The following is a 21,488-nucleotide window of genomic DNA, read 5'->3' as shown; positions in this document are numbered from 1 at the left end:
GTCGCGAAGTCTTAATCCGAATCCGTGGGCGCAGCCCGGTCATCGACGGCTGCTGCAGAGGTGTCGATGCGCTCGATTGCCGCATCCAGCTTCTGGACCGTCGCCCATAGCTGAGGGTGCTGCTCACGGACCTCGTCCAGTGTTGCACCGGAGGCCCGAAGGGTTCCCAAGTCGAAGCTCACGTTGGTGCGAGCACCTGTCAGGGCTGCCCGTAGTGCGCCGAATGCTACGACGACGTCGGCAATCAGCGCAGAGTTACCATGCTCGGCAAGCCAGCCCAGGTCGTCGATGGCTTCGAGGGCGTGCTCGCCCAGGATGGCAGAGGATCGGGCGGCTCCCACCGAAGCTTCCCGGATTGCTTTGTCGCGTTCCGGGCCCTTCTCCAGGTTGAATGCCGCACCAAAGGCGCGTGAAGCTGCCGCATCCTCATCTGCCAGGTGCAGAGCTAACTTCCTGAGCTCCTCCGCGCGGGAGAGCACGTTGTCAACGTGCGTCTGCTGACCGTCTCCTGCCTCTGTGTAGCCGGCCACCATAGAGGTAAGTGATGCTGCCATGGCGAGCATCACCCCTGCCCCCGCTCCACCGCCTGGAGAGCCAACAGCCCGTGCAAGGGCGCCCGTCCATTCTTCTACCGTCGAGTTCTGCGTGGTGACGTCTACTGAGTCGCTCATGACCCAAGTTTGTCGTAGTTGGGGCACAATCGGTAGCTGCCGGCTGAGGATCATCGAAGTTACCTGAGGTCGATCCTCAGAGCGCTCGTGGTCGTCTGGCTCACGGACTCAAGCAGCGCAACGGCATAGACTCTGGGGATATGACAGTGCAGGGCAAACGTGAGAAGCCGGGCAGAAACGAATTCGTCAGTTCCCTCGCCACAGGACTGAGCGTATTGGAGTGCTTCTCACCGGTGGACTCCCGGTTGTCCCTGACACAGGTCGCCGAGCGCGCAGGTCTCAGCCGTGCGACCGCTCGTCGGATGCTGCTGACCCTTACGGAGCTGGGCTACGCGTACTCCGATGGTAGGTATTTCGAGTTGACGCCGAGGGTGTTGGCTCTTGGTCACGGATACTGGTCTGGACGCGGCTGGCATGAACTGTTAGCACCCTCGCTGCGCAAGCTCTCCGAGGAGCTCGACGAATCCTGCTCGGCTGCCATTTTGGTTAATGACGATGTGCTCTATGTCAGTCGAGTGCACACTCGCAGGATCATGCGGATCGAACTGGGTCTCGGTACGCGCCTCCCGGCATTCGCGACATCAATGGGACGCATCCTGCTGGCTGACCTGCCGGAAGAGGCTCTGCGCGCCAGACTGCAGGACATGGACACGCCAGCACTGACCGCCCATACGGTCACTGATGTTGCTCGGCTCGCGGAGTTGATCAGCAGAGCTGGTGAGGATGCGTTTGCCCTAGTGGACCAGGAGCTCGAGCCGGGGCTGCGCTCGGCCGCAGTGCCGGTTAAAGACCCAGGCGGACGCACTGTACTGGCGATTAACACCTCCATGACTGCCAGCGCCGAAACTGCAGACCAGACCCGAAACCGCGTGCGGCCGGCTCTGGACGCATGTGCGGCAGAGGTTCAGACACTGCTGCGCTCATTGGGCAGTGACCTCGACAGTCTGCTCTTCCCTCGTCGCTGACCCTTCTCATTCGCGCCAGAGATGATTACACTGGGAGACCTGCTGCGAACACAAGTTTGCATAACGCACACTCTGCGGTTGTGGGGCCGATTCAGTGTGATCGAAGGGAATGAAGATGGCTCAGGACGCATACATTTACGGCGGACTCAGGACTCCGTTTGCCAAAGTCGGGGGAGCTTTGGCTAGTGAACGACCTGATGACCTCGCAGCACTTGTGATCTCCGCCATGATCGATTCGGCTCCCAAGCTAAGCGTGGAGCAGTCCGGTGAGGCCGTGGGAGAGGTCATCCTGGGGAACGCCAACGGGGCAGGGGAGGAGAACCGCAACGTCGCGCGCATGGCGTGGCTGTTGGCTGGTGGACCGGTCAACGTGCCTGCCAGCACCGTCAACCGGTTGTGCGGGTCCTCGCTCGACGCGGCCATTACCGGTGCCCGCCAGGTAGCCCTGGGCGAGACTGATGTGGTTCTGGCGGGCGGCGTCGAGTCAATGTCTCGAGCACCTTGGGTGCTGCCGAAGACCGAACGGCCTTACCCCTTGAAGAACCTCGAGCTGGTCAACAGCTCCCTGGGTTGGCGCCTGATCAACGACCAGATGCCCGAGGAGTGGACTGTTTCCCTCGGAGAAGCCACTGAGCAGCTGCGGGAAAGATACGGCATCAGCCGAGAACGTCAGGATCAGTTTGCGGCAGAGTCACATCTACAGGCTGGGCAGGCCTGGGCCGATGGGCACTACGAAACCCTGACGGTCACCGTCCCCGGTGTTGGGCTCAACCGCGATGAGACGATTCGCGATGGCACCAGCGCAGAGAAGCTGGCCGGGCTGAAAACTGTCTTCCGCGCTCATGGAGGAACAGTCACCGCCGGGAACGCCTCACCGATGAATGATGGGGCCTCGGCCGTATGGATCGGATCTGAGCGCGGTTCCGAGATTCTCGGCCAGTCTCCCAAAGCCCGGCTCGCAGGTTGGGCCGCATCGGCCAATGAGCCGCAGTTCTTTGGCTACGCCCCGGTGGACGCTGCGAACAAGGCCCTTGAACGAGCAGGGGTGCCCTGGGAAGAGGTCGGTGCAGTCGAGCTTAATGAAGCCTTCGCTGCGCAGTCGCTGGCCTGTCTCGATGCATGGGGATTCGGCACTGAACTTGATCCTTCCATTGTCAATGCGTGGGGTGGGGCCATTGCCATAGGGCATCCACTGGGCGCTTCTGGCACCCGTGTGTTGGCGACGCTTGCCGCGCGTATGGAGCATAGCGGCGCCAAATGGGGAGTCGGTACCCTATGCATCGGCGTCGGGCAGGGCCTGGCTGTGGTCCTGGAGAACGTCAACTGAAGGAGGAGCTATGACTCAGACTGCAAAGACCGCTGCCGACGCCGTGGCAGATGTGCAGGATGGATCGACCATCCTGATGGGAGGATTCGGCAATGCCGGTCAGCCGATGGAACTCATCGACGCGCTGCTGGAGGGCGGGGCTACCGATTTAACCGTGATCAATAACAACGCCGGACAGGGTGATGCGGGGCTGGCTCTGCTGATCAAGGAGCGACGAGTGCAGAAAATCATTTGCTCGTTTCCGCGCCAGTCAGACTCTTGGCACTTCGATGAGGCGTACCGGGCCGGTGAGATCGAACTGGAGCTGGTCCCCCAAGGTAATCTCGCTGAACGGCTTCGTGCCGCAGGTGCAGGCATTGGAGCCTTCTTCACGCCCACCGGCTATGGCACAGAGCTGGCGGAAGGCAAAGAGACCCGAGAGATTGACGGCATCAACTACGTACTCGAATACCCGCTACGCGGTGATGTGGCTCTGATCAAAGCACTCAAGGCCGACGAGCAGGGAAATCTGGTCTACAGGAAGACAGCCCGCAACTTCGGTCCCGTTATGGCCGCTGCTGCGGCTCATACGATCGTTCAAGTCGAAGAGCTCGTTCCAGCAGGTTCCCTTGATCCGGAAACGGTCGTGACTCCAGGAATCTACATCGACACCATTGCAGTTATCCCGACGGCCTCCGGTCAGCGTGCCCAGGCCGGCGCCGCATCTTTCAGCAGGAAGTGAGGACATATGCCTATTCGCGAGACTCTCCCGTCACGGCCCGACACCTCAGAGCGGCTTAGCCGCGAGCAGCTGGCTGAGCTGGTGGCCGCAGATATTGCCCCGAGCTCCTATGTGAATCTCGGCATCGGTCAGCCGACCAAGGTCTCGGACTATCTCAAGCCCGAGCAGAAGATCACCCTGCACACCGAGAACGGGATGCTTGGAATGGGCCCTGCCGCCCAAGGGGACCAGGTGGATGAAGACCTCATCAATGCCGGCAAAATACCTGTCACAGAGCTCCCCGGCACAAGCTACTTCCATCACGCCGATTCCTTCTCCATGATGCGTGGGGGACACCTTGACGTCTGCGTACTAGGAGCGTTCCAAGTGTCAGCCAATGGCGACCTGGCCAACTGGTCCACTGGGGCTCCTGACGCGATCCCAGCAGTCGGCGGTGCCATGGACCTTGCCATCGGCGCGAAGGAAGTTTTTGTGATGATGAGTCTGTTCGCCCGTGACGGTACACCGAAGATCGTTCCCGAGTGCACCTACCCGGTGACGGGTCTGGGGTGTGTCACGCGGGTCTACACTGATCACGGCGTTTTCCTGATTACCGAGCATGAGGGTGAAAGGCGACTGAAGTTGCGAGAACACTATGGGATTACTCGTGAGGAGTTGGCGAGCAGGCTCGACTTCGACCTTCACTACTGACCACACATACGAGGCCCTCTTGGGGCGCCAAGCGTGTGCAAGTCTGCTGAATCGCTGCCGAAGACCGTTCCGCCACATTCAACGTCCCATGAAGAGGCACTTCCGTAACCTATGACCTGCCGCAGACACCACAGATTCCGCTGACCTTAAAATGCGAGCGATCGGCATTGTGGGGGAGGGATAGCGCTCCAAGAGCTTCGATACTGTGTGGAGGTTCCAACCCAACGTGAGCCACCTGCGAGCCACTGATATCGTCCCTGAGAGAGTTCAAGCTCTGGCCGCCGAGTATAACGGTGCGGAAGTAGCCACCAGCTACGACGATATCTTGGACTCCGTTGTGGACGCTGTGGCGATCTTCACACAGCGGTGGACTACGGGCATAGGTTGTCCAAGCCCTCCAGGTAGGTAAGCATGTCTGTTCCGCTGTTCCCATGGTGGTCGAGCTCGCTGAGATCGAGCACATCATTGCCGAGGTGGAACGGGCAGGCCTCGTTTACGTGATGGGACCAGCTACTACAACCCGGCCACCGTATTCATTCGTGATCGCAGATCGGCGCGGAACTATCTCGCATCATCTCTGCGCAGGCGACGGGTGTCCGTCTAGGTTCCATGCTCCACAAAGAAAAAGCCGTCGGGGACGTGGAGCGGTCCCTTCGCGCGGTTGACGCGATGCTCCTTGCCCACGGTTACCTCTCAGGTTACCCCCGCCTTGAGGAAGTGAGCGAGTGCGCTAACGTGCTCTTCGAAAGACCAAGACATCATGAGGGCGAAAATGTCTCAGGGAGAGATTGTGGCGGCGCGAACCAGATGCTCCGCCAGCACTTCCGGGTCAGGGCTAAAACCTAGTCCCGGTCTCTGACTCAACTCGATCTGTGCGCCTGCACCCTGCAGCGGGTGCAGGCGCTGCGGCCACGTGAGGAATGGAACTTCGAGCTGAGCCCCGCCGCCGATGGCAGCCACAATCTCCGCTGAGGCATTGAGTGCAGGTCCGTAGTAGAAACAATGCGGAGCCACGGCCACATTCGCAGCCGCTGCTGCTTGGATAACGTCGAGCATGCCGGAGACTCCACCGATCTTGCCCACACTCGGTTGGGCGAAGCTGACTGCACCGGCGGCAATCTGCTGAAGCAATCCCTGAGTTCCAGATGCATTCTCACCTGCGGCAACCCGTCCGTGGACTGAATTCAGCCGCGCGAGGGCCGCAGTGTCATCCGGTGGGAAGACCGGCTCCTCAAGCCACAGCAGGTCATAGGGTGCAAGATCCGTCAAAGCCTGCGCGGCTCCAGCCTCATCCCAGTGGCAATTGACATCAGTCATCAGTAGAGCCTGCGCGCCAGCATGCTCACGGGCGGCGGCGACAGCCCGGGGCGTGGATTCGTGAAGCTTGAAGGCAGTAAAGCCGGCACCCCGTGCCCGATCAATATGATGTGCCACTTCCACCGGGTCCTCCCCATAGTGCACCAGGGAGGCGTAACAGCTCACACTGTCTGCAGCGTCTTGGGCGAGGAGGTGGCGAAGTGGCACCCCTGCGCGCTGGGCTGCCAGATCCCAGAGCGCGGTGTCGACTGCCGAGAGGGCAAAGTGGACCGGGCCGGTTCGGCCGAAGGCATGGAAGGCGTACTCCGCCTCCGTTCGAAACTCCGCGGGCTCAGCCGCCCGCCCCAGCGCAAAAGGTCCCACGATCTCTTCGAGCGCTGCCCACGATGCGGGATTCGCCTTGTGGCCGAAGGCTTCGCCCCAGCCGGAGCGGCCGTCGGAGTCGTGCACTCGCACCATCAACGCTTCCATCCGGGTGAAGGACTGAGATGAGGCGTTGTACTCGTCGATACTCTCCTTGGCGGTGGTTCGACGCTCGGCGGAAAACGGCAAGGAAGTCAACATCATCTCGATATGAGTGATGGAGGGAACGGTAGTGGCCATAGTCGGAGCCTAGACAATGCACAGCTGGCGGGTCCACGCCGGGAAAAGCATGAATTTATGCGCTGAGAGTATTACAGGTCCTATATATGGTCTTAAACCGCATCAATACAGGGCTCTCCGGCTCTTCTCTTGGAACGATTCAATACTTTCGGCGACAGAACGCCGGAGCATGAGACAGAATCAGGTTGAAGCGCTTGACCTCCTAGTGTGACACTGCTTACAGTGGCTACACGAACCTTTGGAAAGCGATTTCCCCACGTGATGAGGAGGCGGCCATGCTGTCCCGGATACACCGGCTCACCGGGCGCGCACTATGCGCTCCCCCGATACCGGAGGAGAACACCGCATGAGTGTCGTAGCAGAACTCAGTCGCGTCAAAAAAAGCTCCCAGAAGCCTGCAAAGGGCCAAGGGAAAAGAAGCTATAAGGACAACCTCGCCGGTCACCTCTTCCTCACTCCGTGGACTGTTGGCCTCTTCGGCATCACGCTCTTTCCGATGGCCGCCACGTTGTACTTGGCATTCACCAACTACAACCTGCTTCAGCCGCCCTCATGGACCGGGCTCACCAACATCACACGCATGTTCGGTGACGAGCGCCTTCACAACTCTCTGCAGGTCACTTTTACCTACGTGTTCATTGGGGTCCCGATGCAGTTGGCGGTGTCTCTGGCGGTGGCACTCCTACTGGACCGCGGTATGCGCGGCCTTCCCTTTTATCGATCCGTCTTTTACCTGCCCTCGATGTTGGGCTCATCAGTCGCGATCGCAGTCCTATGGCGCCAAATATTCGGTCAGTCGGGCCTTGTCAATCAAATCCTGGCTATGGTCGGCATTGAGGGTCAAGGTTGGGTCTCCTCCCCGGACACGGCACTCGGCACCCTCATCATCCTCCACGTGTGGACATTTGGTGCCCCCATGGTGATCTTCCTGGCCGGGTTGCGTCAGATCCCGGACATGTACTACGAGGCTGCCGCGATCGACGGCGCCAGCAAGATCAGGCAGTTCGGTACGATCACGATCCCGCTGCTGACCCCTATCATCTTCTTTAACCTGGTAATGCAGCTGATCAGCGCATTCCAGAACTTCACTCAGGCGTTTGTGGTCTCCGGTGGTACCGGCGGACCTGCAGACTCGACCCTGTTCTACACGCTGTACCTCTATCAGCAGGGCTTCGCGCGCTTCGACATGGGTTACGCCGCCGCTATGGCATGGCTGCTCGTGCTGATTATCGCCACGCTCACCGCTCTCAATTTCGTCCTCGCAAAGTTCTGGGTGCATTACGATGACTGATTCACTGAAGACCCGGCGGGAGCCGGACAACGCACTGGCCGCACAGGCCCGTGGTGGAGAACAGAAGAAAAGCGACGCCACCGCGGCGCTCAGCGATCCGCAGGGTCTAGGGGCCAATAAGCCCCGCGGTTTCAAGCGGAACACGCCGGCGGATAAGGCCGTCAAGTCCATCATCAAGCACATACTGCTCATCGCAGCATCCTTCGCGATGATCTATCCGCTGCTGTGGATGCTGGTCTCCTCGCTGAGACCTAATGACATGATCTTCCGTGAGTCAGGCCTTCTGCTGACCACACTGGAGTTTGAGAACTACATCGGCGGGTGGAACGCGCTGAGTCACCCCTTCAGTCACTTTCTGATGAACTCAGCGATCGTCACCTTCGGGTCCATTCTGGCGAACCTGGTGGCCTGCTCCATGGCGGCCTATGCGTTCGCCAGGCTTGATTTCAAATTCAAGATTCCCATGTTCGCCATGATGTTGCTGACGATTATGCTTCCGGTGCACGTGGTGATCATTCCGCAGTACATCCTCTTCTCACAGTTCGGCTGGATCAACACGTTCCTGCCACTGATTGTGCCGAAGATCCTGGCTACAGATGCGTTCTTCATTTTCCTGATGGTCCAGTTCATCCGTGGTATCCCCAAGGATCTGGATGAGGCTGCCCGCATCGATGGAGCAGGGCATATCCGCATCTTCCTTCAGGTGATCCTGCCGCTGATGATCCCGGCTCTGGCCACCACCACCATTTTCACGTTCATGTGGACTTGGAATGACCTATTTAGTCAGTTGATCTTCCTGACCAGCCCGGATATGTATACCGTGCCTCTGGCGCTGGCAGCCTTCATCGACTCCACGGGTCAGTCCAACTGGGGAGCAATGTTCGCGATGTCGATCGTCTCGATTCTCCCGCTGTTCCTGATCTTCCTGTTCGGTCAGCGCTTCCTCATCAAGGGCATGGCTACCACCGGTATCAAATAAGAAACCCTCTACCAAGGAGTAGCGCACACGTGAGTGACGCACAAAACCGCAAGAAGTACGTAGTACTCGGTATGGGCAACAGGTGTGCCATGTACATCGATGCCATCGCCGAGACCCATTCCGATGTCGCAGAACTGGTCGCCTTGGGGGATACCAACCCAGGGCGGACCGAGTACTACGTCAACTCTGTGCAAGAGCGATACGGCAAGTGCGTTGACTCATTCAGCCCCGCCGAGCTCACTCAAGTGATCCACAGCCGTGGAATCGACCGCGTCATCATCACCACGCCTGACTACACCCACGCTGACCTCATAGTGGAAGCTCTCACTGCCGGTGCCGATGTGGTCGTTGAAAAACCACTGACGGTCGATGCCACGTCCAGTGCGCGCATTGCCGAGGCTGTGAAATCCACTGGTCGAGAGGTCATCGTTACTTTCAACTATCGGTACTCGCCGCGCAACACTGCACTGAAGGCTGCGATTCTCGATGGGTCCATAGGCAAGATCACCTCGATCGACTTCACCTGGGTCCTCGACACGGTGCACGGCGCGGACTACTTTCGCCGCTGGCACCGCATTAAGGAAAACTCCGGTGGGTTGCTCATCCATAAATCCAGTCACCACTTCGATCTGGTCAACTGGTGGTTGGCTGACGCTCCCAAACGTGTCTATGCTTCCGGAGGGCTGAAGTTCTACGGGTCCGACGCTGCGGCAGCCCGGGGGATCACTCCCGCTGAACGTGGCACCAGGGAAGGCGCCGCGGAGGACCCCTTCGCCCTCGACCTGCGCACTGATGAAAAACTGAAAAGCCTCTACTTAGACAATGAGCACCACGATGGATACCTCCGTGACCAGGATGTGTTCTCTTCGGGGATTACGATCGAAGACAACCTCGCGGTCATCGTGGACTATTCCCGTGGCGCAGTCTTGAACTATTCGCTCAATGCGCACGCGCCTTGGGAGGGATACCAAGTAGCGATCAATGGCACGGAGGGTCGTCTGGAACTCGACGTTGTGGAGCGTGCCGCAGTCCAGCCCGCTGAAGGGGGATCACCTGTAGACCCTTCTGTCAGTGACGATGGCCAATCCAACCAGCTCCGGGCCAAAGGCGAGCGACTGCTGCTGCAGCGCCACTGGGGGCAGGCCGAAGAGATCGAGATCGTCACCGGTGAAGGGGCCCACGGTGGCGGAGACCGGCTCCTGCTAGATGACATTTTCCGTGGTGTGGGCGAAGACCCCTACAGCCGACCCGCCGGACTGCTGGACGGGGTCCATGCGATTGCGGTTGGCATCTGCGGCAACCAGTCGCTCGCCTCAGGCATGCCGGTCACTGTCGATGATGTCGACCTTGGACTGCAGGCAGTGGCAGAGCTGACGACCCACACAGACGAGAAAGCCGTCGTGTGAGCCAACGCATCATCATTACGGGCGGCTCGGGCCGTCTCGGACGCAGCGTCGTGGAGGGGTTCGTCGAAGCCGGATTCGATGTGACCAGCGTGGATCGCAATGTTCCGCCGAGCCCGGCCAAAGGTGTCGACTATCGCACGGTGGATCTCCTGGACGCCGAGGCCACAGGTGAGCTGTTCACCGACCTTGCCCCTGAGGCGGTCATCTCGCTGGCCGCCATCGCGGTACCCTTCTCGGCTCCCGAGGACGTCATCCTGAAGACCAACGCGGGAATCGCCCACAACGTGACGGCCGCAGCAGTCTCCGGAGGCGCGAAGGCGGTGATTATCGCTTCTAGTCCCTCCATTATGGGATATGGTGCCCCCACTGGTTGGGTGCCGCCGCGATTGCCGCTGGACGAGGACGTCAAGCCGGAGCCCTGGCATGCTTACGGACTGAGTAAGTACGTGGCGGAGCAGGTAGCGTCCCTGTTCGCTCAGCAGACTTCTGAAGTGAAGTTCATCAGCTTCCGCCCCTGTTATGTCATAGCGCCTGAAGAGTGGGCAGGAGCCCCCACGCAGCAGGGTCACACCGTCAAAGACCGCTTGGACCAGCCAGAACTCTCCGCCGTGGCGATGTTTAACTACGTCGATGCCCGGGATGTGACGGACTTCCTGATCACAGCACTTGCCAATATTGATCAGGTGGACAACGGTGCGGTCTTCTTTGTGGGAGCACAAGATGCGCTTGCCCGTCGGCCGCTGGCTGAATTGGTCCCTGAACAGTTCCCAGAACTTGCACACCTGGCGGAGGGCCTCACTGGAGACTCGCCCGCATTTTCTGTGCAGAAGGCCAAGGAAGTCCTGGGCTGGGAGGCAAAACGCTCCTGGCGCACCGAACTTGTAGAGTAATTCCTGCAGCTTTTAGCGGGGGATCTCCGGCGCTGGTCCCGTTGAGCATCGGCGAACCAAGTCGGCGTCGAAACTGTGAAATGCCTCTGATGCCGAATCAGGGTGCTCGAGAAGAACCGCGAGTTCGCGCCACGCTCGACAACCGAGCTCATAGTGTGCAACCTTCACAGTGGTCAGTGAGGGATAGGCACAATGGGCCAGGTCGATGTCATCAAAACCGGCCACGGACAGTTGATCCGGTACTGAGATACCGAGTTCACGTAGTTTTGAAAGCAGTCCTACAGCCACTAGATCATTGAATACGAGCACTCCTGTGGCCCGAGTACGGAGGACTTCCTCGGCGGCCTCCCTGCCGTCGAATACGTCTCGGCCCCCGGAGACTGTCTGGATCTCCAGACGTGAGTCGGCCGCCAGAGCGCGGGCGATCGCGCGTTTTCGGGGGAGGTCGGAGACTGCCGTTGGTGGTCCGGTGACATATGCCAGATGTCGGTGGCCCAACTCCTTCAGGTGCTCGATAAGCAGCGCGATGCCACGTTCATGATTCACACTCAAGGTGGGAGCAGGTAGGTCAGTGGTGTCTCGGTTAATCACCACAGCAGGCGACAACTGCAGAAGCGCACTTCGCAGCTCGTCTTCCGGTCCCCTCGGATTGACCAGAATGAGGCCATCGCAACGCTGTCGGGCGTCGAGAAAGTGACGTTCCTCCTGGGAGACATCGTCACCGGCAATCGACACCAGCAGGTGGTAACCGTCGTGAGCTGCAGACGCTGATATACCTTGTAGCACCGTGTGCAACATCGGGTTTCTCAAGTCCGGCACCGAGACAGCTACAGTCCCTGTCCGGCCCAGAGAGAGACTCCTCGCGAGATTACTGGGACGGTATTGCAGCTCCGCTGCCGCCTTACGTACCCGATCTGCGATCACCGCGTCGACTGTGGGAGAGCCATTCATTACGCGGGAAACAGTTGCTCGGGAGACATCGGCAAGTGCGGAGACATCTCCAATGGTGGCCCTGTGCTTCTTCGCGCGAGTCATGTGTTGCTCTTTCCGTCCTCGATACTGGCTGTGCTGAGAATACCGCCTCCCGGGACGGGGGGCCTTACTGCGAATGTGACGGTGATCCTTGAGGGACCGGTTTCTCGGCGTTACTATGACTTCACAGAGATGGAGATGAAACCATCCTGATGACCCTCCATACCTGGGCGAGCCGAGGAGAACAGATGGTGGAACCAGTGGCGGCCCGTTTCTGGCCGCGTCCTCGATTTCCCATCAGCCTGAAGAAGTGACGGAGGGGACGGACTTCATGCTCAACAGTACTGACGCGGAGGTGAGGGGAGCTATGAACCGTGATGTGCCCTCTAACCATCATCACCGAGCGGCGGTGTTGAAAGCCCTTGACGTTAAGGATCTGCAGGCCGCCCAGGCTGTGACGGGCGTTGACCGGAGAAAGACGTCCTGCAGGCAGATGGTTCCCGCGATGATTGCAGGCGGCACCACCTCAGAAACGGTGTGCCAGCTCCAATGACCGCTGCACTTGCTGCTGTGCTGGAAAGCCTGCGTAGCTCTGCTGGCCCGGTCCGCAGGAGTGGTTTGACCGGGTCCCTAGCGGAGGGACTCGACAGCGCCGCGGTGAATTTCGCAGCCATCGGCGGACGTGTCGAGCGTCGATGGTTCGAGGCGCTCTCCCAGCTCCAACGGTGTATCAGGCCGCTGGACAGCGCTGGGCCTGAGGTGCTGCTGGAGGGCGGGTCCCATGCGGGCGCTCTGCTGGAGTCCACTGGGACTGTCAGCGCCGAAGTGCTGACCCGATTCAGTCCCAAGGCGGCACACGAGACCCTCTCACTGTTCGTCGACAACCAGCGTTCGGACGGACTTCTGCCCGGTGAAGTCAGTGCCGAAGGCCCTCGCTACACCCAGCTACTGCTGGGCAGCCCATTGGCACGTTCAGTGTTGAATCACTATCGGCTCAACCGGGACAGCGCCACCCCAGATGATGACTGGTTGGGAACAATGTACCGGGCGATGTCCCGCTACGACGCGTGGATAAGTCAGCACCGCAATACTCGTGGCACAGGTGCGGTGGAGGCGTTCTGTGCCTTCGACGCCGGTTATGACCTTTCTCCGCGCTTCTGGTTCGTTCCAGAACAGTGCGCCAACGGAGATGCTTCCCAATACGACTCCGAGACACCCACACTTCCTTACCTGTCCCCGGATCTCACAGCGAATATCGCCTGCCAGAGAGAGTATCTGGGGCGCATCGCGCGCCAAATCGGTCAAAGCCACATTCCATGGGTGGGCAAATGGTCGGATTCCATCGATGCGCTCTTCGAACACTGTTTTAGCCCTGAAGATGACTTCTTCTATGATCTCGACGTCACTGGGACGGCCGTTAGGGTGCAGTCAGATGTTCTGCTGCGCGTGGTGGCCTGCGAGGTAGGAGATGAAGAGCTGTTCGACACTGTCGTGGAACGTTATCTCATGAACACCTCGAAGTTCTTAGCTCATTATGGGTTTACCTCTATCGCGTTGGACGATCCGCGATGTGATGCTGACTCGAAACGACACCCTGGGATGGCGGCGGTGAGCCTGCTGAGTCTTCTACGCGCGCCGCAGGCTTTTGAGCATCGGGGTCGCACCGCTGAGCTGGCTCTCACTGCGAGACCCGTGTTCGCCGCGCTGACAGCTGCAGAGGAATTCCCGCAGAGTGTGGATCCGTTCAGCGGCGAGGTTGGCTCTGGGGCCGTCTACTCGCCGTCGGTTCTTTGGTACCTAGACGCCCTGGAGCGATACTTCGGTATCTTGCCGGTCAGTGGAACCAAACGCAGTTGGGCTGAAGAGGACGGTGAGCCGGGTATTTGGTTCACTGGATTGGCGCCCACGCGCTCAGGAGCCGGACACGGCAAAGCTGCCGAGGCTATCGCCTACGCGCGAACGACGCACGGCCGGCACTATGAATTGGCGGCCGACGACGAACAGGTCGTGACTTTCCAGAACGGCAGTGAGCACTTGAAGTTCCCTCGCGGATGGCGGGTGGAAACCGATGCAGAGGGCGTGCCGGTGGCCGCTGTGGGGGTTTCTCCCGGCGCAGTGTCCGGGCATCTCCACCACAGAGGCAAGCACCTTGGTCTCACGCTTCAACCTAACGAACGAGTCGAGCTTCAGTGGACTGCACAGACCCCTTCCATAGTGTCCCGATGGCGAGCAGGCTTTACCCCGCCTCAGACGGGTCCAGCAGGTACAGCAGAGAAGATCTGAAGGGGGACCTCAATGCACTGCGGACGGTGACTCCCGCGCGTAGCACGCATGGAGCCACCGGCACCGTCAGTTGAGAAGGTCTGCGATTTCCTGATACATCCGCTCGCCGGCTTCTTCGGCCGAGAGTCGTTCGAAGAAGAACTCATCTTCATAGCGAATGACGATGTCCTGGACTGTGCCGAATCCCTCAGGCTGCAGAGGCGGAGCCTCACCCACGAACTCTTCGATCCGGTCGGCGTATTCAACGACTCGGGCCTCGACACCATCAAGATCTTGACCAATAGCTTCGCGGATACTGTCGTTACCGGGAACGCCGCGTTCGATGTCTTGCAATTCACCCGCTTCCTGATCGTTGACCATGAAGTCGATCAGCATCTGCGCCTCTTCGGGGTGGTCGCTGGCAGCGGCAGCTGAGTAGAACATTGAGGCCTTGTAGTACATACCTGCATCGGCGGCATCACCAGTCTCGCTGGGAAGCATGAGGGGTTCGAGGTCAACTCCATCGTTGCTTGAGAGCGCGATGAGCATGGCGTCCCACGCCGGGAACATCGCCGCCTGGCCCGTAGCTAGGAGTGTCTGTTCCCGGGCTATGCCCCGCTGCTCGGCCATCTCCGCGGGGGAAGGGTAGGCGCCCGCATCCTGAAACTCGCCGAGCATCTCAAAATACCCCGTGGCTTCCTCAGGGCCCCAGGGCAGTTCGCCGTCTTCTTCGACCGTATCGACACCGTAATTCTGCCTCAGGTAGAGGTGGAAACTGCCAGAGTCGAAAGATCCGGCCAGACCATAGGCTTCGGTTTCCTCTGATATCTCCGAGGCGATCTCAAGAAGTTCATCCCACGTCCAGGTCTCGTCGTCGGGAAGTTCGACTCCCGCCTCCTGAATCAACTCGGTGTTCGCCCCCATAGTCAGGGCGGTACTGCCGACAGGCATCGCGTACAGTGTCGAGTCGACGGTGCCGGTGTCGAGGAGCTCGTCGGCGAACTCCTCGGTGTTGACCTCCTCAAGTTCTAAGAGGACCCCACTTTCGATGTACTCACGCAGATAGACGAGGTCCATCTGCATGACATCCGGGGTGTCGCCACCTGCGGTCTGGGTAGCGAGCTGGTCCCAGTAGTTGTCCCACTCGTGGTAACGGACGTCAACGGAAATGTCTGGGTGCTCCTCTTCGAAGAGTTCCACCATTTCCTGGGTGTACTGGTGCCGAGCCTCCCCACCCCACCAGCTAAAGGTGAGGTTGACTTCTCCGTCGCCTCCATCGGCACCGCAACCGCTCAGCAGCAGGGCGGTGCAGGCTGCGCCGATCGTGAGTTTTCCTGATGTTCTTACCGTCATGTTGAGTCACCCATCCGTTTATGTATTTCCATAAGACATTATAGGGAGACCTGGGTCACATTGCACATCTGGTGTGACAGCGGGCACGCCGGATTTGAGCGAGATAATCCCTGAAGTGTTCACACGAGGCATTGAGGCAGGGAAGGGTGCGGCGGCGACCACTCGGTCAATGTCCTAGAGTTTCTACGGTTTGGGCGCCCACTGGTGGTGGGCTTGATCAGCCTGTGTGCGTGTTCGCGATGTAGACGTCACAGGTTGCGTTGTGCGAGACGGAATTCGCCACACTGCCGAGAACTCGGCGCACCCCACGCATGCGCTGGTTGCCCACGACGATCATCTCTGCGTTGATCTGCTCCGCATACCCGATCAGCGCTTCAGCTGGTTTACCGCGCACCGAGCGGGGCAGGACCTCTACGTCGGAGGTGTCGAGCGACTTGGTGACTGTTTCCGCAATGTAGCGGGCGTTGTCAGCGTCGGAGACGACCCATTGGTCCGATCCGCTGCTGACGACTTCGGTGCGGTCCTCCGCGTATGCGGACACCACATGCAGCGGCGCCTTCAATGTCGCCGCGAGGTAGCGAGCCTTCTCAGCTGCTTTGCGGGCTGTGGGGCTGCCGTCGACGCCGACGATGATGGGGCCTGTCATAGTGCGCTCCTTCTTGAAACGGTGAAATGTTCTACCTTCAGCCTAACTTGGGCCGTGACGAGCCGGACCGCTCCAACTCAGCGTTGCAGCACCAAGGGACGACGACGCCCGCGCACCTCAGCAGTGGGCCATCGCTCATCCGTTGTCAAGACTTCGATGACGTCCTGAGAGTCGTCTGCTCGGAGCAGCACAGTGTCCTCCACTTTGAGGCCGATACCCAGGTCCGCGCTGAAAGCACTCGGGTTCCACGCGAAGGCCTGATTCGCGCTGATCGAGTCAGGAATTCCGGGAGAAACCCGGGGATCGCGACCCTCATAACCGGCAGCACCACCCTGGTGATGCCGGGTCCATTCCTCGGAGGAGAAGCCATGGCGTCCATAGGATGTTTTGAGAACATCCAGCACTGACTCCAGGCGAGTTCCAGGCACGAGGGAGTCAAAGACATCGGCCTCCACCTCCTGAATCGCCGCGTCGAGATTCTGCTCAGCTGCTGAGGGTTCACCGAAGCGTACCCACCGGGTGACATTGGCAATGAGTCCAGCGCGGCGTGCGCAGACCACAGCCATTGCTCGCTCGCCTATGGCCGCGTCAGTCGGAAGCGGATGCCGGTGCTGGGCCCGTGAGACGCCATTGACTAACAGGACCACTGGGTCGGCGCCTGCTGATATCAGTCGAGGAGCTAAGGCAGCGGCGACTTCACGCTCTGTGGTCTGAGGGGTCACTTCATGCAGCACGTCTGTCAGCGCCGTCGCTGCGTCTTGGCACAGCGACCTGTAGCGCGATACCTCAGCCTCCATCAGGGGCGCCCGAGCTTTCCGCAGTTCATGAGGCACCTGGGACTCATTGACTACTGTGGGCAAGGAGGTGGGCAACCAGGAGGCGAGATCGTTCATATTGTGATGCCAGGCCAGCTCATGGATGCGGATCTCCGGCACCTCGGTGAGTTCTCCGAGCTCTTCGGAAGCGATGCGCTCTGCTTCATTGGAGAACACCGCGATGTCCAGACCTTCGCGGTGTGCCACCACACGCAGAATCGGTGCTCCAGCCAAACTGATATGTACCCGGGCACCGCCAAGGAGCCAGGAGAGAGCTCCGGTGGAGGACAACTCGATCCCGTCGGCTCCGGTTTCATCCAGAAGATCAATCAGGCGTGCGTGCTTGGCGGTGTACTCTGCTGTCACATTCATGCGGTCGTTCTCCTCATATCATCGACGACGTCTGCTGTCTGGCCAACGGAGAGCCGACCATCAAGCACGGCCACCCGTACCCCGCGCTTGAGAGTCTGACCGGGATGCAGCACGACCGGTTCGTCCCAGGCAAGGGACAGGCCCACACCGGGGTAGGAGTCATACCTGACGAACCACGGGTCAGGGCTTGTGTCATAGTGACGCTGCAGGATAAGGGTTGCGGGACCACCGTGGCCATGCCTGCTGGGGAGGGGGGCGAAATCCCCCGATACGGCAAGCCACTCGGTGGTGGTTCCGTGGACTGCCTCTTCACCTTCTGCCTCTGCGGTGAAGATGTGCCCATCGGTCATGGGCGGCAATCTCCAAAAGAATCCCCCATACCCGCCGTTGGCACGGCCGTTGGAGCCGGGACTGCCCAGACTGACAGGTTCGTTCCTGGCGGCGGTGAGTTGGAACGTCAGTGCGAGGTCCCAGCGCGGCGTTGCCGCTGAGTCGTCTGCTCGTCCCACGCGGTAAGTGCGCTGTTCAGCGAGGATCGGTTCCCCGTCAGCCGCGACCCAGCTCAAGCTCTGCGCTAGGCGCTGGCCTGAGCCCTCTGCTGTGACGTCCTCACCGGTAATGAGGATGCGCCCATGGTCGTTCCGCCAGATGTAGCGGCCGGCCTCCCGGGTGTAAGTCCGACCACCCCAGAAGTTGCTGCCGTTGACGTCCTGCAGCGCGACGCCGACTCCGAGGTGCCAGGTGTGGTCCAGGGGCTGCTGGTCGGTGACGACCACGCCGCCGAGGGTCGTTATTTGGTCGAGGAAGGGACGAGGGGAGTCCGTGGGCGAAATATCTTCACCGGTGCGCATATTCGCTACCCGGGTGGAACCCTCGTCAGCGGATTTCACCGAGAGTGTGCCCGACTGGGCGGGCTGTGCGGCCCAAGGGGCGCCTAGGGATGAGAAGGAGGAGGGCGCGGCCTTCACCGCGCGAGCCAAGTACTCCTCTATATGGGGGATGATGGGATGCCGATCGGGGCCGGAACCGGCATAGTCCAGATGCTCTGCGCCGATGGTGGCAGGTTCCGCTGCGGTGCGCACCGTCTCGAGCACCTTCATGAATGCACCATGGTCTTCCAGAGGTGACAGCAGGGTCTTTGCCGTCCCGCTCTGGAAATCGATGAGGTTCTCCAGCAGGTCCGTGCGTCCGAAGGTGCGTCTCTGAGGCTCCCCGGCGCCGGGACGCTGAGCGTTAGGAGTCACCACTAGCTCATCGCGGGTGTAGTACAACACTGCTTGGCCTTCAGTGCCGTCGATAGTGATCCATGGGTCCTGCTGTTCCGCAGCGCACAGGGTCAGGGCTGCGGTGACCGGAATACCAGTGCTGGTCCGCAACTGGACTATTGAGGTGTCATCAGCTTCGATCCGGTGCGCGTGGTGGAGCTCGGTGCGCAGCTCCGCGACATCCCCCAAACGCTTAGCTCCGGCGATATGCAGGGCCGTCTTCACCGCGTGGGCAAGTGGATTGGTGACGACCCCGTCCACCACGTGCACGCCGTCGAGGGTCCGGTGTCCTGCCCAGGCGGCTCGTGCGTAGTAACTCTCGGTGCGCAGCCACAGTCCGGTGGCTCCGACCGCACGCAGTTCTCCGATATTGCCACCAGGTTTGTTCAACATGTCCCTAAGTGCCGGCAGCGCGCCGGAGCCCAGTGATTGGAAGCCCACCTGAACGTAGCGTCCGACTCTGTCGGATTCAGAAAGTAGGCGCTCGTACTGCTCCAGGGTCGCCGTCGGTGGCTTTTCCAGAAGCACATCAGCGTCCATTCGCAGTGCCGCCACTGCGAGCTCATAGTGCGTATTGATGGGAGTCGAAACGATCACAATATCCGGGCGGTGGCCGGCGTCCCAAGCTTCAGCCAGGGTGGCGTAAACGGGGATGTCCCCGCGCACTTCCGGTCCGGGATCTGACAGGCTGACACCGGCGATCAACTGGGCTTTGCCCAGCTTGGCGAGCCGGGAGAGATTGAGCAGGTGCTGGCGGCCGAAGCCGTCTAGCCCGATCAGAAGAACCTTGGCAGCACCCTCTGGTGCCGGGGAGTCAACTGGCATTACTCTCCTTTGAGGAATGGAAGCACCAGGTTGTTATAGCGGGCCTGCATCGTCTGGCAGGTGAGGGCGGCGTCCTGGTTGTTGATCTGGTCGTTGAAGATCTCCACCTCCACCGGCCCGGTATAACCCGCTTCTGCCACCCATCGGCTGATGGTGGGAAAGTCAACATAGCCGTCTCCCATCATGCCGCGAGACTTCAGGGCGTCGGCCGCAATCGGGAGGTTGACGTCACAAATCTGGTAGCTGGCGATCCGGTTCTCAGCACCAGCGCGATCAATCATGTCCTTCAACTGGGGGTCCCACCACACGTGATAGGTGTCGACGACGACGCCCACGGTCTCCGGGGCGAAGGGCGCAGACATCTCCAGGGCCTGTCCAAGGGTGGAGAGTACCGCGCGGTCCGCGGCGTACATCGGATGCAGTGGTTCCAGCACAAGCCGAACTCCGTGCTCGGAAGCATAGGGAGCTAGCTCGTTGAGGCCCTCGGCAACTCGTTGCCGTGCGGCGACCACATCCTTATCGCCGGCGTCACCCGTGCCACCGATGAGGTGGGCTGCAGCTGGAAGCCCCCCCACCACCATAATCAGTTCACTGGTGCCGATAGCAGCTGCTTCACGGATAGCCGCCCGGTTGGACTCCAGCGCCTCAGCGCGGGCGGTTCCTTCGGCGACGGTGAGAAAACCCCCGCGGCATAGCGTGGTCGCGGTCAGCCCATGATCGTCAAGGATGGTTCGCGCAACCTCAGCGCCACCTGCTTGGTCCAGGAGATGCCGCCATGGGCCAATATGTTTCAATCCGGCCGCTGCCACAGCCGCACAGGCCTGCTGCAGGGAAAGATTCGGTGTCGTGCCTGTATTCAGTGACAGTTCGAAGCTCATCCAAGACCCCCGGCTTTCAGCAGATGACGCATCCTTTCCGCAGCAAGGTCCGGATCACGCAGCAGACCCGCCCGGTCGGCGAGTACAAGAGTATGAGCCAGGTGGGCAAGTGAGCGTCCGGAGTGCAGACCGCCCACCAGCTGGAAGCCGGATTGGTGACCGTTGAGCCAGGACAGAAAAGCGATGCCGGTCTTGTAGTAGAGGGTGGGTGCGCTGAAGATGTGTTTGCCCAGCTCACGGGTGGAGTCCAAGATGGCTCGCCCGCGGTCGGCATCCCCTGCATCGTAGGCCTGCAAGGCCGTGGAGGCTGCCGGGTAGATGGCGGCGAAGATGCCCAGCAGCGCATCGGAGTAGCTCTGCTCGTCACCGTGGATGAGTTCTGGATAGTTGAAGTCGTCACCGGTGTAGAGCCGGACGCCCTCGGGAAGCTCAGCGCGCAGCTGCTTCTCATGCTCCGCGTCAAGCAGTGAGACCTTCACACCGTCGACCTTGGCAGCGTTCTGGCGGATCAGCGTAAGAAATGTTTCGGTCGCTTCCGCCACGTCGTCTGAGCCCCAGTAGCCGGCCAGCGCGGGGTCAAACATGGGGCCTAGCCAGTGCAGGATGACCGGCTCCTCTGCCGCGTCCAGCAGCTCGGCGTAGAGCGTCAGGTAGTCCTCTGCGTTTCTGGCGACTTTGGCCAGGGCGCGGGAGGCCATCAGGATGACCTTCGCTCCGGAGGACTCCACGACCTTGAGCTGCTCCAAGTAGGCCTCGCGGACTTCTTTGCGCCCAGCTTCGCCAGGCTCCACCAGCGCGGGATCCACCTGGTCAGTTCCTGCACCGCAGGAAATCAGGTCCCGGACACTGCGGCCTTCCAGTGCTGGGTATTTTCTAGCTTCGAGTACAGAGGCTGCCTCCGCGGCGGAGCGCCGAATCAGCTCCTTGGTGGCTGGGTAGTCCAAACCCATACCGCGTTGGGCCGTATCCATGGCGTCTGCGACACCGAGGCCGTAGGACCATAGTTCATGCCGGTAGGCCAAGGTGGCTTCCCAGTCCAGCTGCGCTGGCGCTCCGGGAGTGTTGTCCGCACTCATCACCGGAACCACGTGAGCGGCAGCGTAGACCTTACGTGAGGTCAGCGGCTTCGCAGGGCGGGTGAACTCGCCGATGTGCGGATCAGTCTGTCCGGTCAGCGTGTAGTCAACTGTCCCCCCTTCAAGGGTGGGCAGAGTCAAAGTTTGTGATGCCACGAAAGTTC

The 21,488-nt window shown here is 60.4% G+C and carries 19 protein-coding genes; 10 read left to right on the top strand and 9 right to left on the bottom strand.

What is annotated here, in order from left to right:
- Nucleotides 1–11: 11 nt before the first annotated feature.
- A complete protein-coding gene (locus FH975_RS09050) occupies nucleotides 12–671 on the bottom strand; it encodes a cyclodeaminase/cyclohydrolase family protein (RefSeq protein ID WP_162321084.1) in 660 nt (219 codons plus the stop codon).
- Between the two features lie 140 nt (nucleotides 672–811).
- Between FH975_RS09050 and FH975_RS09045 the strand changes: the two genes are divergently transcribed.
- The 4 genes from FH975_RS09045 to FH975_RS09030 all read left to right on the top strand — a co-directional run bounded on the left by FH975_RS09045 (nucleotide 812) and on the right by FH975_RS09030 (nucleotide 4,374).
- On the top strand, nucleotides 812–1,636 hold the full coding sequence (locus FH975_RS09045; RefSeq protein ID WP_162321083.1) for an IclR family transcriptional regulator domain-containing protein: 825 nt from the start codon (nucleotides 812–814) through the stop codon (nucleotides 1,634–1,636).
- A 109-nt stretch (nucleotides 1,637–1,745) separates the two neighbouring features.
- Complete coding sequence (locus tag FH975_RS09040) at nucleotides 1,746–2,963, top strand: thiolase family protein (RefSeq protein ID WP_162321082.1); 1,218 nt, start codon at nucleotides 1,746–1,748, stop codon at nucleotides 2,961–2,963.
- Nucleotides 2,964–2,973: 10 nt separating this feature from the next.
- Nucleotides 2,974–3,684: a 3-oxoacid CoA-transferase subunit A gene (locus FH975_RS09035; protein ID WP_162321081.1), complete on the top strand. Its 711-nt coding sequence runs from the start codon at nucleotides 2,974–2,976 to the stop codon at nucleotides 3,682–3,684.
- A 6-nt stretch (nucleotides 3,685–3,690) separates the two neighbouring features.
- Nucleotides 3,691–4,374, top strand: a complete 684-nt coding sequence (locus FH975_RS09030; RefSeq protein ID WP_162321080.1) for a 3-oxoacid CoA-transferase subunit B — start codon at nucleotides 3,691–3,693, stop codon at nucleotides 4,372–4,374.
- Between the two features lie 777 nt (nucleotides 4,375–5,151).
- Here the strand turns inward: FH975_RS09030 and FH975_RS09025 are convergent.
- Nucleotides 5,152–6,294 (bottom strand): mandelate racemase/muconate lactonizing enzyme family protein, encoded by a 1,143-nt coding sequence (locus tag FH975_RS09025; RefSeq protein WP_162321079.1) that lies wholly within the window; start codon nucleotides 6,292–6,294, stop codon nucleotides 5,152–5,154.
- 346 nt (nucleotides 6,295–6,640) lie between these two features.
- On the opposite strand from FH975_RS09025, the gene FH975_RS09020 reads away from it, so the two are divergent.
- Genes FH975_RS09020 through FH975_RS09005 form a run of 4 tightly spaced genes read left to right on the top strand, consistent with a single transcriptional unit; the run spans nucleotide 6,641 to nucleotide 10,860 of the window.
- Complete coding sequence (locus tag FH975_RS09020; protein WP_153077813.1) at nucleotides 6,641–7,585, top strand: carbohydrate ABC transporter permease; 945 nt, start codon at nucleotides 6,641–6,643, stop codon at nucleotides 7,583–7,585.
- Nucleotides 7,578–8,564 (top strand): carbohydrate ABC transporter permease, encoded by a 987-nt coding sequence (locus tag FH975_RS09015; RefSeq protein WP_162321078.1) that lies wholly within the window; start codon nucleotides 7,578–7,580, stop codon nucleotides 8,562–8,564. Before FH975_RS09020 ends, FH975_RS09015 begins: the two co-directional genes overlap by 8 nt.
- 29 nt (nucleotides 8,565–8,593) lie before the next feature.
- On the top strand, nucleotides 8,594–9,970 hold the full coding sequence (locus FH975_RS09010) for a Gfo/Idh/MocA family protein (RefSeq protein WP_162321077.1): 1,377 nt from the start codon (nucleotides 8,594–8,596) through the stop codon (nucleotides 9,968–9,970).
- The gene (locus FH975_RS09005) at nucleotides 9,967–10,860 is read left to right on the top strand and encodes an NAD-dependent epimerase/dehydratase family protein (RefSeq protein WP_153077816.1); all 894 of its coding nucleotides are present in this window, start codon (nucleotides 9,967–9,969) and stop codon (nucleotides 10,858–10,860) included. The genes FH975_RS09010 and FH975_RS09005 overlap by 4 nt, the downstream gene beginning before the upstream one ends.
- A gap of 12 nt (nucleotides 10,861–10,872) precedes the next feature.
- Here the strand turns inward: FH975_RS09005 and FH975_RS09000 are convergent, their stop codons facing one another.
- Complete coding sequence (locus tag FH975_RS09000) at nucleotides 10,873–11,895, bottom strand: LacI family DNA-binding transcriptional regulator (RefSeq protein WP_162321076.1); 1,023 nt, start codon at nucleotides 11,893–11,895, stop codon at nucleotides 10,873–10,875.
- Between the two features lie 247 nt (nucleotides 11,896–12,142).
- On the opposite strand from FH975_RS09000, the gene FH975_RS08995 reads away from it, so the two are divergent.
- Nucleotides 12,143–12,385, top strand: a complete 243-nt coding sequence (locus FH975_RS08995) for a hypothetical protein (protein ID WP_162321075.1) — start codon at nucleotides 12,143–12,145, stop codon at nucleotides 12,383–12,385.
- Nucleotides 12,382–14,115, top strand: coding sequence for an MGH1-like glycoside hydrolase domain-containing protein (locus FH975_RS08990; RefSeq protein ID WP_162321074.1), 1,734 nt, complete (start codon nucleotides 12,382–12,384; stop codon nucleotides 14,113–14,115). The genes FH975_RS08995 and FH975_RS08990 overlap by 4 nt, the downstream gene beginning before the upstream one ends.
- A gap of 66 nt (nucleotides 14,116–14,181) precedes the next feature.
- Here FH975_RS08990 and FH975_RS08985 read toward each other — a convergent pair whose 3' ends face one another.
- The 6 genes from FH975_RS08985 to FH975_RS08960 form a co-directional block, all read right to left on the bottom strand.
- Nucleotides 14,182–15,447 (bottom strand): ABC transporter substrate-binding protein, encoded by a 1,266-nt coding sequence (locus tag FH975_RS08985; protein ID WP_162321073.1) that lies wholly within the window; start codon nucleotides 15,445–15,447, stop codon nucleotides 14,182–14,184.
- Between the two features lie 217 nt (nucleotides 15,448–15,664).
- Nucleotides 15,665–16,093 carry a universal stress protein gene (locus FH975_RS08980; protein WP_153077821.1) on the bottom strand — a complete coding sequence of 143 codons (429 nt, stop codon included), beginning with the start codon at nucleotides 16,091–16,093 and terminating at the stop codon, nucleotides 15,665–15,667.
- Between the two features lie 77 nt (nucleotides 16,094–16,170).
- On the bottom strand, nucleotides 16,171–17,280 hold the full coding sequence (locus FH975_RS08975) for a M24 family metallopeptidase (RefSeq protein WP_162321072.1): 1,110 nt from the start codon (nucleotides 17,278–17,280) through the stop codon (nucleotides 16,171–16,173).
- On the bottom strand, nucleotides 17,277–19,370 hold the full coding sequence (locus FH975_RS08970) for a DUF6807 family protein (RefSeq protein WP_162321071.1): 2,094 nt from the start codon (nucleotides 19,368–19,370) through the stop codon (nucleotides 17,277–17,279). The genes FH975_RS08975 and FH975_RS08970 overlap by 4 nt, the downstream gene beginning before the upstream one ends.
- Entirely contained in the window at nucleotides 19,370–20,248 is an 879-nt protein-coding gene (locus tag FH975_RS08965; protein ID WP_162321070.1) for a sugar phosphate isomerase/epimerase family protein, read from the bottom strand. Before FH975_RS08965 ends, FH975_RS08970 begins: the two co-directional genes overlap by 1 nt.
- Nucleotides 20,245–21,480 (bottom strand): dihydrodipicolinate synthase family protein, encoded by a 1,236-nt coding sequence (locus tag FH975_RS08960; protein WP_162321069.1) that lies wholly within the window; start codon nucleotides 21,478–21,480, stop codon nucleotides 20,245–20,247. Before FH975_RS08960 ends, FH975_RS08965 begins: the two co-directional genes overlap by 4 nt.
- Between the last annotated feature and the right edge of the window lie 8 nt (nucleotides 21,481–21,488).

Origin of the sequence: Nesterenkonia haasae, from assembly GCF_010119385.1 — a bacterium.
GTDB classification, from domain to species: Bacteria; Actinomycetota; Actinomycetes; order Actinomycetales; family Micrococcaceae; genus Nesterenkonia; species Nesterenkonia haasae.
This window is presented reverse-complemented; position numbering and strand designations above follow the sequence as displayed.